Annotated in this window: 6 protein-coding genes and 3 rRNA genes; 6 read left to right on the plus strand and 3 right to left on the minus strand. The window is 66.4% G+C overall.

The features are described from left to right. The first annotated feature begins 230 nt into the window (after positions 1-230). The 4 genes from OG852_RS37320 (at position 231) to OG852_RS37335 (ending at position 7,367) form a co-directional block, all read left to right on the plus strand. Positions 231-1,756 (plus strand): 16S ribosomal RNA (locus tag OG852_RS37320). 302 nt (positions 1,757-2,058) lie between these two features. After that, positions 2,059-5,178: ribosomal RNA gene (locus OG852_RS37325) — 23S ribosomal RNA — on the plus strand. Positions 5,179-5,282: 104 nt separating this feature from the next. Further along, positions 5,283-5,399, plus strand: a 5S ribosomal RNA gene (gene rrf, locus OG852_RS37330). Together the 16S, 23S and 5S rRNA genes form the textbook arrangement of a ribosomal RNA operon. A gap of 1,224 nt (positions 5,400-6,623) precedes the next feature. Beyond that, positions 6,624-7,367, plus strand: coding sequence for a tetratricopeptide repeat protein (locus tag OG852_RS37335; RefSeq protein WP_330351563.1), 744 nt, complete (start codon positions 6,624-6,626; stop codon positions 7,365-7,367). A gap of 65 nt (positions 7,368-7,432) precedes the next feature. Here OG852_RS37335 and OG852_RS37340 read toward each other — a convergent pair whose 3' ends face one another. The 3 genes from OG852_RS37340 to OG852_RS37350 form a co-directional block, all read right to left on the minus strand. Beyond that, positions 7,433-8,578 carry an RNA polymerase sigma factor gene (locus tag OG852_RS37340; RefSeq protein WP_330351564.1) on the minus strand — a complete coding sequence of 382 codons (1,146 nt, stop codon included), beginning with the start codon at positions 8,576-8,578 and terminating at the stop codon, positions 7,433-7,435. 17 nt (positions 8,579-8,595) lie between these two features. Next, positions 8,596-9,003, minus strand: coding sequence for a YciI family protein (locus tag OG852_RS37345; RefSeq protein WP_133913632.1), 408 nt, complete (start codon positions 9,001-9,003; stop codon positions 8,596-8,598). Between the two features lie 126 nt (positions 9,004-9,129). Then, positions 9,130-10,413 (minus strand): DUF1015 domain-containing protein, encoded by a 1,284-nt coding sequence (locus tag OG852_RS37350; protein WP_330350230.1) that lies wholly within the window; start codon positions 10,411-10,413, stop codon positions 9,130-9,132. A gap of 82 nt (positions 10,414-10,495) precedes the next feature. Between OG852_RS37350 and OG852_RS37355 the strand changes: the two genes are divergently transcribed. Both OG852_RS37355 and OG852_RS37360 read left to right on the plus strand, forming a co-directional pair. Continuing rightward, positions 10,496-11,524, plus strand: a complete 1,029-nt coding sequence (locus OG852_RS37355; RefSeq protein WP_330350231.1) for an HAD hydrolase-like protein — start codon at positions 10,496-10,498, stop codon at positions 11,522-11,524. Positions 11,525-11,567: 43 nt separating this feature from the next. Further along, a complete protein-coding gene (locus OG852_RS37360) occupies positions 11,568-12,611 on the plus strand; it encodes a FecCD family ABC transporter permease (protein ID WP_330350232.1) in 1,044 nt (347 codons plus the stop codon). Positions 12,612-12,625 lie beyond the last annotated feature (14 nt).

Below are 12,625 nucleotides of genomic sequence, written 5' to 3' on the forward strand. Positions count from 1 at the left end.
CCCGGAGGAAAGCCCGAGAAACTCGGGTGAGTACAAAGGAAGCTTTCGTTCCTTGAGAACTCAACAGCGTGCCAAAAATCAACGCCAGATTAGTTGATACCCCGTCCCCGGCAGTGATAGCCGAGGATGAGGTTCCTTTGAAAAAACACAGCGAGGACGCTGTGAGCCGGGAGGACTATTCCTCCTCCTGGTTCCGCTCTCGTGGTGTTCATCCCGATTACGGGAAAACATTCACGGAGAGTTTGATCCTGGCTCAGGACGAACGCTGGCGGCGTGCTTAACACATGCAAGTCGAACGATGAAGCCCTTCGGGGTGGATTAGTGGCGAACGGGTGAGTAACACGTGGGCAATCTGCCCTTCACTCTGGGACAAGCCCTGGAAACGGGGTCTAATACCGGATATCACTCTCGCAGGCATCTGTGAGGGTCGAAAGCTCCGGCGGTGAAGGATGAGCCCGCGGCCTATCAGCTTGTTGGTGAGGTAACGGCTCACCAAGGCGACGACGGGTAGCCGGCCTGAGAGGGCGACCGGCCACACTGGGACTGAGACACGGCCCAGACTCCTACGGGAGGCAGCAGTGGGGAATATTGCACAATGGGCGAAAGCCTGATGCAGCGACGCCGCGTGAGGGATGACGGCCTTCGGGTTGTAAACCTCTTTCAGCAGGGAAGAAGCGAAAGTGACGGTACCTGCAGAAGAAGCGCCGGCTAACTACGTGCCAGCAGCCGCGGTAATACGTAGGGCGCAAGCGTTGTCCGGAATTATTGGGCGTAAAGAGCTCGTAGGCGGCTTGTCACGTCGGGTGTGAAAGCCCGGGGCTTAACCCCGGGTCTGCATTCGATACGGGCTAGCTAGAGTGTGGTAGGGGAGATCGGAATTCCTGGTGTAGCGGTGAAATGCGCAGATATCAGGAGGAACACCGGTGGCGAAGGCGGATCTCTGGGCCATTACTGACGCTGAGGAGCGAAAGCGTGGGGAGCGAACAGGATTAGATACCCTGGTAGTCCACGCCGTAAACGGTGGGAACTAGGTGTTGGCGACATTCCACGTCGTCGGTGCCGCAGCTAACGCATTAAGTTCCCCGCCTGGGGAGTACGGCCGCAAGGCTAAAACTCAAAGGAATTGACGGGGGCCCGCACAAGCAGCGGAGCATGTGGCTTAATTCGACGCAACGCGAAGAACCTTACCAAGGCTTGACATACACCGGAAACGGCCAGAGATGGTCGCCCCCTTGTGGTCGGTGTACAGGTGGTGCATGGCTGTCGTCAGCTCGTGTCGTGAGATGTTGGGTTAAGTCCCGCAACGAGCGCAACCCTTGTCCTGTGTTGCCAGCATGCCCTTCGGGGTGATGGGGACTCACAGGAGACCGCCGGGGTCAACTCGGAGGAAGGTGGGGACGACGTCAAGTCATCATGCCCCTTATGTCTTGGGCTGCACACGTGCTACAATGGCAGGTACAAAGAGCTGCGAAACCGTGAGGTGGAGCGAATCTCAAAAAGCCTGTCTCAGTTCGGATTGGGGTCTGCAACTCGACCCCATGAAGTCGGAGTTGCTAGTAATCGCAGATCAGCATTGCTGCGGTGAATACGTTCCCGGGCCTTGTACACACCGCCCGTCACGTCACGAAAGTCGGTAACACCCGAAGCCGGTGGCCCAACCCCTTGTGGGAGGGAGCTGTCGAAGGTGGGACTGGCGATTGGGACGAAGTCGTAACAAGGTAGCCGTACCGGAAGGTGCGGCTGGATCACCTCCTTTCTAAGGAGCACTTCTAGGCCGCTTAGGCGGTCCAGAGGCCAGTACATCAGCGAACGTCTGATGCTGGTTGCTCATGGGTGGAACGTTGATTATTCGGCCGGGTTCACGGGTCGGAGGCTGTCAGTACTGCTCTTAGGAGCGTGGAAAGCATGATCTCCGGACGGGATCGGGTCGGGCACGCTGTTGGGTGTCTGAGGGAATGAACCCTCGGATGCCGGCCCCAGTGAACTCCGGCCTTTGGGTTGGGGGTGATGGGTGGCTGGTCGTTGTTTGAGAACTGCACAGTGGACGCGAGCATCTGTGGCCAAGTTTTTAAGGGCGCACGGTGGATGCCTTGGCACCAGGAACCGATGAAGGACGTGGGAGGCCACGATAGTCCCCGGGGAGTCGTCAACCAGACTTTGATCCGGGGGTTTCCGAATGGGGAAACCCGGCAGTCGTCATGGGCTGTCACCCGCTGCTGAACACATAGGCAGTGTGGAGGGAACGAGGGGAAGTGAAACATCTCAGTACCCTCAGGAAGAGAAAACAACCGTGATTCCGGGAGTAGTGGCGAGCGAAACCGGATGAGGCCAAACCGTATGCGTGTGAGACCCGGCAGGGGTTGCGCATACGGGGTTGTGGGATTTCTCTTGATCAGTCTGCCGGCTGGTCGGCGAGTCAGAAACCGTATGGATAGGCGAAGGACATGCGAAAGGTCCGGCGTAGAGGGTAAGACCCCCGTAGCTGAAATCTGTACGGCTCGCTTGAGAAACACCCAAGTAGCACGGGGCCCGAGAAATCCCGTGTGAATCTGGCGGGACCACCCGCTAAGCCTAAATATTCCCTGGTGACCGATAGCGGATAGTACCGTGAGGGAATGGTGAAAAGTACCCCGGGAGGGGAGTGAAATAGTACCTGAAACCGTGTGCCTACAAGCCGTGGGAGCGTCGGAACGAGGCTTGCCTTGTTCTCGTGACTGCGTGCCTTTTGAAGAATGAGCCTGCGAGTTTGCGGTGTGTTGCGAGGTTAACCCGGGTGGGGTAGCCGTAGCGAAAGCGAGTCCGAATAGGGCGTTTCAGTAGCACGCTCAAGACCCGAAGCGGAGTGATCTAGCCATGGGCAGGTTGAAGCGGAGGTAAGACTTCGTGGAGGACCGAACCCACCAGGGTTGAAAACCTGGGGGATGACCTGTGGTTAGGGGTGAAAGGCCAATCAAACTCCGTGATAGCTGGTTCTCCCCGAAATGCATTTAGGTGCAGCGTCGTGTGTTTCTTGCCGGAGGTAGAGCACTGGATAGGCGATGGGCCCTACCGGGTTACTGACCTTAGCCAAACTCCGAATGCCGGTAAGTGAGAGCACGGCAGTGAGACTGTGGGGGATAAGCTCCATGGTCGAGAGGGAAACAGCCCAGAGCATCGACTAAGGCCCCTAAGCGTACGCTAAGTGGGAAAGGATGTGGAGTCGCAGAGACAACCAGGAGGTTGGCTTAGAAGCAGCCACCCTTGAAAGAGTGCGTAATAGCTCACTGGTCTAGTGATTCCGCGCCGACAATGTAGCGGGGCTCAAGCGTACCGCCGAAGTCGTGTCATTGCAGCATATAGCCCCAACGGGTGCTGTGATGGGTAGGGGAGCGTCGTCTGCCGGGTGAAGCAGCACCGGAAGGTAGTTGTGGACGGTTGACGAGTGAGAATGCAGGCATGAGTAGCGATTCACACGTGAGAAACGTGTGCGCCGATTGACTAAGGGTTCCTGGGTCAAGCTGATCTGCCCAGGGTAAGTCGGGACCTAAGGCGAGGCCGACAGGCGTAGTCGATGGATAACCGGTTGATATTCCGGTACCCGCTGTGAAGCGTCAAACATCGAACCAGGCGATGCTAAGTCCGTGAAGCCGCCCCGGAGCCTTCGGGCAAAGGGGAGTGGTGGAGCCGACGGACCAGACTTGTAGTAGGTGAGTGATGGGGTGACGCAGGAAGGTAGTCCAGCCCGGGCGGTGGTTGTCCCGGGGTAAGGGTGTAGGCCGTGCGGTAGGTAAATCCGTCGCACATGAGGCTGAGACCTGATGCCGAGCCGATTGTGGTGAAGTGGATGATCCTATGCTGTCGAGAAAAGCCTCTAGCGAGTTTCATGGCGGCCCGTACCCTAAACCGACTCAGGTGGTCAGGTAGAGAATACCGAGGCGTTCGGGTGAACTATGGTTAAGGAACTCGGCAAAATGCCCCCGTAACTTCGGGAGAAGGGGGCCACACCTGGTGATCCGTTTTACACGGTGAGCTGGGGGTGGCCGCAGAGACCAGCGAGAAGCGACTGTTTACTAAAAACACAGGTCCGTGCGAAGCCGTAAGGCGATGTATACGGACTGACGCCTGCCCGGTGCTGGAACGTTAAGGGGACCGGTTAGTCGAGATTCGTCTCGGCGAAGCTGAGAACTTAAGCGCCAGTAAACGGCGGTGGTAACTATAACCATCCTAAGGTAGCGAAATTCCTTGTCGGGTAAGTTCCGACCTGCACGAATGGCGTAACGACTTCTCGACTGTCTCAACCATAGGCCCGGTGAAATTGCACTACGAGTAAAGATGCTCGTTTCGCGCAGCAGGACGGAAAGACCCCGGGACCTTTACTACAGTTTGATATTGGTGTTCGGTTCGGCTTGTGTAGGATAGGTGGGAGACTGTGAAGCTTGGACGCCAGTTCAGGTGGAGTCGTCGTTGAAATACCACTCTGGTCGTGCTGGATGTCTAACCTGGGTCCGTGATCCGGATCAGGGACAGTGTCTGATGGGTAGTTTAACTGGGGCGGTTGCCTCCTAAAGGGTAACGGAGGCGCCCAAAGGTTCCCTCAGCCTGGTTGGCAATCAGGTGTTGAGTGTAAGTGCACAAGGGAGCTTGACTGTGAGACCGACGGGTCGAGCAGGGACGAAAGTCGGGACTAGTGATCCGGCGGTGGCTTGTGGAAGCGCCGTCGCTCAACGGATAAAAGGTACCCCGGGGATAACAGGCTGATCTTCCCCAAGAGTCCATATCGACGGGATGGTTTGGCACCTCGATGTCGGCTCGTCGCATCCTGGGGCTGGAGTCGGTCCCAAGGGTTGGGCTGTTCGCCCATTAAAGCGGTACGCGAGCTGGGTTTAGAACGTCGTGAGACAGTTCGGTCCCTATCCGCTGTGCGCGTAGGAGTCTTGAGAAGGGCTGTCCCTAGTACGAGAGGACCGGGACGGACGAACCTCTGGTGTGCCAGTTGTCCTGCCAAGGGCATGGCTGGTTGGCTACGTTCGGGAGGGATAACCGCTGAAAGCATCTAAGCGGGAAGCCTGCTTCGAGATGAGGACTCCCACCCACTTGATGGGGTAAGGCTCCCAGTAGACGACTGGGTTGATAGGCCGGATCTGGAAGCACAGTAATGTGTGGAGGTGACCGGTACTAATAGGCCGAGGGCTTGTCCTCAGTTGCTCGCGTCCACTGTGTTAGTTCTGAGGCAACGACCGTTGCCGGCTTTGAGCAGAACGCATAACAGAAAAGTGTGCTTGTTCGCTCGAAACCATTAGGGTTTCGGTGGTCATAGCGTAAGGGAAACGCCCGGTTACATTCCGAACCCGGAAGCTAAGCCTTACAGCGCCGATGGTACTGCAGGGGGGACCCTGTGGGAGAGTAGGACACCGCCGAACAATCTTTGGGAAGGACCCCTGGTCACCAGCGTTCAGCTGGGACCAGGGGTCCTTTCGTTTTTAGAATGCTTGCGGTACCGAAGACAGGAGTCACCGATGTCCACCAACTCTCCCGACGACCGACCGGAGCGCGACCAGCGGCGACGGGACGGTGGGGATCGCGGCGATCGTGGCGGCTACCGCGGAGACCGTGACCGTGGCGATCGCGGAGGCTTCCGCCGCGACGACCGCGGTGAGCGCGGTGAGCGTGGTGAGCGTGGTGGCTTCCGGCGCGACGACAACCGCGGTGGTGGTTACGGCCGTCGTGACGACCGTGACCGTGGCGATCGTGGTGGCTTCCGGCGCGATGACAACCGGGGCGGTGGTTACGGCCGTCGTGACGACCGTGACCGTGGCGACCGCCGTGAGGGCGACCGCGGTCCCCGTCCCTCGTTCCAGCGGGACGACCGCGACCGCGGGCCGCGGCGGGACGACCGGGACCGTGGATTCCGGCGTGACGACCGTCGGGACGACCGCGGTGACCGGCCGACTTTCCGGCGCGATGACCATCGTGGTGGTTTCGGTGACCGGGACCGGGACCGGGGCGGTTACGGGCGCCGTGACGATCGCAGGGACGACCGGCGCGGCGACGAGCGCGGTGAGCGCGGTGGCTTCCGTCGGGATGACCGGCGTGATGATCGGCGCGACGACCGCGGTGACCGGCCCTCCTTCCGGCGTGACGACAACCGGGGCGGCTTCCGCAGGGAAGACCGTCGGGACGATCGGCGCGACGTCCGTCGGGACGACCGCCGTGACGATCGTGGTGGCGAGCGCGGGGGCTACCGCGGTGACCGCCCGGCGTTCCGCCGCGACGACCGCCGCGACGACCGGCGGGACGACCGCAGGGACGACCGCGGCGACCGGGGCGGTTTCCGTCGGGACGATCGCCGTGATGACCGTCGGGACGATCGCCGTGATGACCGTCGGGACGATCGCCGTGACGACCGCGGTGGCTTCCGGCGGGACGACCGCGGTGACCGGCCGGCCTTCCGCCGCGACGACCGGCGGGACGACCGCCGCGACGACCGCGGTGGGCGTGGTGGGTTCCGGCGGGACGACCGCGGCGGGCGGCCCGGTGGCTTCCGGGGGCGTGACGACCGCAGGGACGATCGGCGCGGGGACGACCGGCGTGGTGGCGGTCGGTTCCGTGACGAGCGGGACCGGGACCGTGAGCCGATCAAGCGGCTGCCGATCCCCGAGGACGTCACCGGCGAGGAGATCGACAAGGACGTACGGCAGGAGCTGCAGAGCCTGCCCAAGACGCTCGCCGACGATGTCGCCAGGAACCTGGTGATGGTGGCGCGGCTGATCGACGAGGACCCCGAGGGGGCCTACGGGTACTCCAAGGTGGCGCTGCGGCTCGCGTCGCGGGTCGCCGCCGTACGGGAGGCGGCCGGGTTCGCGGCGTACGCCAACCAGAAGTACAGCGAGGCGCTCGCCGAGTTCCGGGCCGCGCGGCGGATGACCGGCTCGGTGGAGCTGTGGCCCGTCATGGCCGACTGCGAGCGTGGGCTCGGGCGGCCGGAGAAGGCGCTGGACATGGCCGGTGCCCCCGAGGTGCACAAGCTCGACAAGGCCGGTCAGGTGGAGATGCGGCTCGTCGCGGCCGGTGCCCGGCGGGACATGGGGCAGCTCGACGCGGCCATCGTGACGCTGCAGAGCCCCGAGCTCGCCGCCAACTCCGTACAGCCGTGGACCGCGCGGCTGCGGTACGCGTACGCCGACGCGCTGCTGGCCGCAGGGCGTGAGGGCGAGGCACGGGAGTGGTTCGCCAAGGCCGTCGAGGCGGACCGGGACGGCAGCACGGACGCCTCCGACCGGCTCGCCGAGCTGGACGGGGTGGACTTCGTCGACGCCCTCGACGAGGGCGACGAGGAGGACGCGTCCGAGGTGACCCCGGGCGAGGACGAGCCGGACGTCGAGGACTGAGCGCACGCCGTGTGAGTGGGGGCGGGTTCCCATGGGAACCCGCCCCCCTTTTTTTGCGTTTGGGGTCAGGGAGTTCTTCGGGTGTTGAGGCGGGCCGCCTGGCGGGTCAGATGGTCGCGCTCGGCGAGGTTGGGGGCCTGGTGGGCCGCCTCCGCGTACAGGCGGGCCGCCGTCGTCAGGTCGCCGGCGCGTTCGTGGAGGTAGGCCGCGATGGCGGTGTGCCGGGGAAGGGAGTCGTCCAGGGCCGCGAGGGCGGCCAGTCCGGCGCGGGGGCCGTCGGCCTCGCCGACGGCGACCGCGCGGTTGAGGCGGACTACGGGGCTGTCGGTGAGCCGGGTGAGCTCGTCGTACCACTCGACGATCTGCACCCAGTCGGTCTCCTCGGCGGTGGGCGCGTCGGCGTGGAGGGCCGCGATGGCGGCCTGGGCCTGGAACTCACCCAGCCGGTCGCGGGCGAGAGCCGTCTGCAGGATCTCGACGCCCTCGGCGATCGCCACGGTGTCCCAGCGGCCGCGGTCCTGCTCGGCGAGCGGGACCAGGCCGCCGTCGGGGGCGGTGCGGGTGGCGCGCCGTGCGTGGTGGAGCAGCATGAGGGCGAGGAGTCCGGACACCTCGGGGTGGTCGACGGCGGCCGCGAGCTGTCGGGTGAGGCGGATGGCCTCGGCGGCGAGGTCGACGTCGCCGGAGTACCCCTCGTTGAAGACCAGGTAGAGGACGCGCAGCACGGTGGCGACGTCGCCGGGCCGGTCCAGGCGTACGCCGGAGACGGTGCGCTTGGCGCGGCTGATGCGCTGGGCCATGGTTGCCTCGGGCACCAGGTAGGCCTGGGCGATCTGGCGTGTGGTGAGACCTCCGACGGCGCGCAGGGTGAGCGCGACCGCGGAGGACGGGGTCAGGGACGGGTGGGCGCAGAGGAAGTAGAGCTGGAGTGTGTCGTCCGCCGAGGGCGTGGGGCCGGGCGGAGGCTCTTCGTCGAGGCGGTTCTCGCGCCGGCGGCGGGCGGTGTCCGCGCGGGTCGCGTCGAGGAAGCGGCGCCAGGCCACGGTGACCAGCCAGCCCTTGGGGTCCCGTGGCGGGTCGGCGGGCCAGACGCGGACCGCCTCGACCAGCGCGTCCTGCACGGCGTCCTCGGCCGCCGCGAAGTCTGCTCCGCGGCGGACGAGGAGGGCGAGGACGTTCGGCGTGAGGCTCCTCAGGAGGACCTCGTCCATCGCGGACACCTGGGCGGTCACTCCGTGATGGTGGGCGGGGCGCTGAGGAACGGGCGGACCTCGAGCCACTCGTGGATGGGCCTGCCGCCGGCGCCGGGGGCGGCCGACAGTTCCCCGGCCAGTTCGACGGCGCGCTCCTGGCTGTCGACGTCGATGATCATCCAGCCGGCGATCAGGTCCTTGGTCTCGGCGAACGGGCCGTCGGTGACCGGCGGGCGGCCCTCACCGTCGTATCGGACCCACTGGCCCTCGGGGGCCAGCGCCTGGCCGTCGACGAACTCGCCGGTCTTCTCGAGCCGGTCCGCGAAGTCCTGCATGTACTGGATGTGCGCCGAGATCTCCTCCGGCGTCCACTGGTCCATCGGCACGTTGTTCACGGGGGCGGGGGCGCCGCGGTAGTGCTTCAGCAGCAGATACTTGGCCATGGTGTGTCTCCTCGGTGCTGTGCGACCCATTCTGGTCGCGTTCACACCGGGGACGGAGCCCGACGCGGGTTCTCGACATCGCCCGCGGGTTTTCCCGAAGATTTTTTCCGGCCCGTTCCCGGACCCTCAGACGTCCAGGGCCCGCAGGACCAGACCGGAGGCAGGTTTGGGGCCGAACGACGTGGATTTGCGGGGCATGGTGACGCCCTGGCGGGCGAGGTCGCGGACGACTTCCTCGCGTACGGGGTGGAGGAGGACGGCCGTGGTGCCGCTGCGTTCCGCCTTGCGTACGGTGGCGGCGGTGTCGTGGATGTAGGCGATGCGGGTCGGGTCGTCCTCGGGGATGTGCCACACGTGGGCGAGGAGGGTGGCGTGCAGGACGGTCGCGTCCAGGGTGCGCCAGGCCCGGGGGCGGTCCTGGGGGACCGTGCGGTCCAGGAGGGCCGGGTCGGGGCGGTCGAGAAGGTGGAAGGAGCCGTCGCCTGCCAGCAGGAACGCGTTTCCGGCGCAGGCCGCGTCCGCCAGCGCCTCCAGGGCCTCGGGGAGGGGGACCCGGAGCCGCCGGACCCGGAACAGGTCCTGTACGGCGGTGAGGGCCTCGGCGACCGGCAGGCCGTGCAGGAGGCGGTGGATGGCGCGGACGCGCAGGGGGTAGCGGGCCGTGTCGACGAGGAGGACCAGGCCGTGGTCCCAGGGGCTGGGGGAGGGGTGCGCGGCGCGCAGGCGGCGGTAGGTGGCCCAGCGGTGGTGGCCGTCGGCGATCAGTGCCTGGTGGTGGGCGAGGTCCGCCTGGACGAGGGCCTGCTCGGCGCGGTCGGTGATCGCCCACAGGCGGTGGCGGTAGCCGTCCTCGGTGGTCGTGGCGAGGAGCGGGGGGTGCTCGGCGGTGCGGTCGACGATCTCGGCCGCCGTGCCGTTGCCGCGGTAGGTGAGGAGGAGGGGCTCGAGGTTGGCGTAGGTGGCGCGCATCAGGGCGGCGCGCTCCGCGACGACGGGCTCTATGACGTCCTCGTGGGGGAGGACGATCCCCTCGGCCGGGTCGGTGACGCGCAGGGTGCCGATGAGGCCGCGCTGGATCATGCCGTCGGCGTGCCGCTGTTCGTAGACGTACAGGGCGGGCTCGGAGTCGGCGGTCAGGACGCCCTCGGCGAGCCAGCGGCGCAGGGCGTCGGCGGCCTGTTCGTTGCGGGCGCTGGGCGTGGTGGCCTGGGGGAGGATCAGCCGGACGATGTTGTAGGGGTCGGCGTCCTGGAGTTGGTGCAGGCCGTCGGGGCGGACGACGACGTCGTACGGCGGGGAGGTGACGGCGGCGAGGCTGCCGACCCGTTCGGGGTCGTAGCGCAGGCCTCGGAACGGGGTGAGTTCCAGGCCCCGGGGCGCCGTTGCTTCCGAGTGACCTGCTGTGTTCATCCCGGCATGGTACGTGTCGTACGTGTGTCAGTGGCATGCGCGATGATCGGGGGAAAGCGGATCGAGCGAGGAGCGATGTGGAATGAGCCGGAGCGTCAGGACGAGGCCCGAGGGCAGTGGGCAGGCCCTGAGCGAGGCGTACGACACCGCGCTGCTCGACCTGGACGGGGTGGTGTACGCGGGTGGCAGCGCGATCGTGCACGCCGTCGAGTCGCTGGCGACCGCTCGTGCGGGCGGGATGCATCTCGCGTACGTCACCAACAACGCGCTGCGGACGCCGGACACGGTGGCCGGACATCTCACCGAGCTGGGCATCCCGACGGGCGCCGAGGACGTCATCACCTCGGCTCAGGCGGTCGCCCGGCTGATCAGTGAGCAGGTGCCGGCGGGGGCGCGGGTGCTGGTGATCGGCGGGGAGGGGTTGCGGGTCGCGCTGCGGGAGCGGGGGCTCGTGCCGGTGGAGTCGGCGGACGACGATCCGGCGGCGGTGGTGCAGGGGTACGGCGGTCCCGATCTGCCGTGGGGGCGGTTCGCGGAGGCCGCGTACGCCGTGGCGCGCGGGGTGCCGTGGTTCGCGTCGAACACGGATCTGACGATTCCGAGCGGGCGGGGGATCGCGCCGGGGAACGGGGCGGCGGTGGAGGTGGTGCGGATAGCGACCGGTGCCGAGCCGCAGGTCGCGGGCAAGCCGTTGCCTCCGATGCACCGGGAGACGATCCTGCGGACGGGCGCGGAGCGGCCGTTGGTGGTCGGGGACCGGCTGGACACCGACATCGAGGGGGCGTTCAACGGGGAGGTGGACTCGCTGCTCGTCCTCACCGGTGTCACCGACGGGGCGCAGTTGCTGGCGGCCCCGCCGCAGCACCGGCCGACGTTCGTGGACGCCGATCTGCGCGGGCTGCTCACCGGGCAGCCGGAGGTCGGCCCGGTCGGGGACGGTTTCCGGTGCGGTGGCTGGACGGCGACGGCGGGGCGGGACCGGCTGGAGCTGGAGGGGGACGGTGAGGCGCTGGACGGGCTGCGGGCGCTGTGCGCGGCGGCCTGGACGGCTGCGGGGGAGGGCAGTTGCGCACTGGACGGGGAGAAGGCGCTGGCGCGGCTGGGGTGGTGACCAACCCTCCGGGCGCCTTGGGAGGGTAGGCTAACCTAACTGCGTGTTGGTCGACAGTGTTCCCGAGCAGCGCGCGGAGACCGCCCCCGCGCCCCCGATCCGCCGGGCGGTCCGTTCCCTCGGGCTGCTCGTCGCCGTGGCGGTCCTCGCGGTGGTGGCGGTGGCGAGCATCGCCGTCGGGGCCAAGGAGCTGTCCGTCGCCCAGGTCTGGCACGGGCTGTTCGCGGACTCGGGGACGTACGCGGACGTCGTCGTCGACGAGCGGCTGTCGCGGACCGTGCTGGGACTGCTGGTCGGTGCCGCGCTGGGGCTGTCCGGAGCCTTGCTCCAGGCCCTGACGCGCAATCCGCTGGCCGATCCCGGGCTGCTCGGGATCAACGCGGGCGCCTCGGCCGCCGTCGTCACCGCCATCACCTTCCTCGGGGTGACGAGCCTGACCGGCTACGTCTGGTTCGCGTTCCTCGGGGCGGCGGCGGTCGGTGCGCTGGTCTGGTTCCTCGGCGGTAGCCGGGGGGCCACGCCCGTACGGCTCGCGCTCGCCGGCACCGCCATCAGCGCCGCGCTCTACGGCTACCTCCAGGCCGTGATGATCATGGATGAAGCGGCTCTGGCCAGGATGCGGTTCTGGACGGTCGGTTCGCTGTCCTCGGCGACCGACGAGACCATCCGGCAGGTGCTGCCCTTCCTGGTCGCCGGGACGGTCCTCGCGCTCGCCCTCGCCCGGCCGCTGAACGCGGTGGAGATGGGCGACGACACCGCCACGGCGCTGGGTGCGAACCTCAACCGCACCCGGGCGCTGGCCATGCTCGCGGCGACCGTGCTGTGCGGGGCCGCGACCGCCGCCTGCGGGCCGATCGTGTTCGTCGGGCTGATGGTCCCGCACATCGTCCGCTCCTTCACCGGCCCCGACCTGCGCTGGATCATGCCGTACGCGGCGATCCTGTCGCCGGTGCTGCTGCTCGGCTCCGATGTGATCGGCCGGGTCGTGGCCCGTCCCTCGGAGGTCCAGGTCGGCATCATCACCGCGATCATCGGCGGGCCGGTCTTCATCTTTCTCGTACGACGGCGGAGGACGGCCCAGCTGTGAGGACCGAGGAGACG

Source organism: Streptomyces sp. NBC_00582 (assembly GCF_036345155.1).
In the GTDB taxonomy this organism is placed as follows: domain Bacteria; phylum Actinomycetota; class Actinomycetes; order Streptomycetales; family Streptomycetaceae; genus Streptomyces.

What these genes read in the sequence shown, in the direction of transcription:
- OG852_RS37340 (WP_330351564.1), bottom strand. Translation starts at nt 8,578, where the DNA reads ATGGACGAGGTCCTCCTGAGGAGCCTCACGCCGAACGTCCTCGCCCTC.
- OG852_RS37345 (WP_133913632.1), bottom strand. Translation starts at nt 9,003, where the DNA reads ATGGCCAAGTATCTGCTGCTGAAGCACTACCGCGGCGCCCCCGCCCCC.
- OG852_RS37350 (WP_330350230.1), bottom strand. Translation starts at nt 10,413, where the DNA reads ATGAACACAGCAGGTCACTCGGAAGCAACGGCGCCCCGGGGCCTGGAA.
- OG852_RS37355 (WP_330350231.1), top strand. Translation starts at nt 10,496, where the DNA reads ATGAGCCGGAGCGTCAGGACGAGGCCCGAGGGCAGTGGGCAGGCCCTG.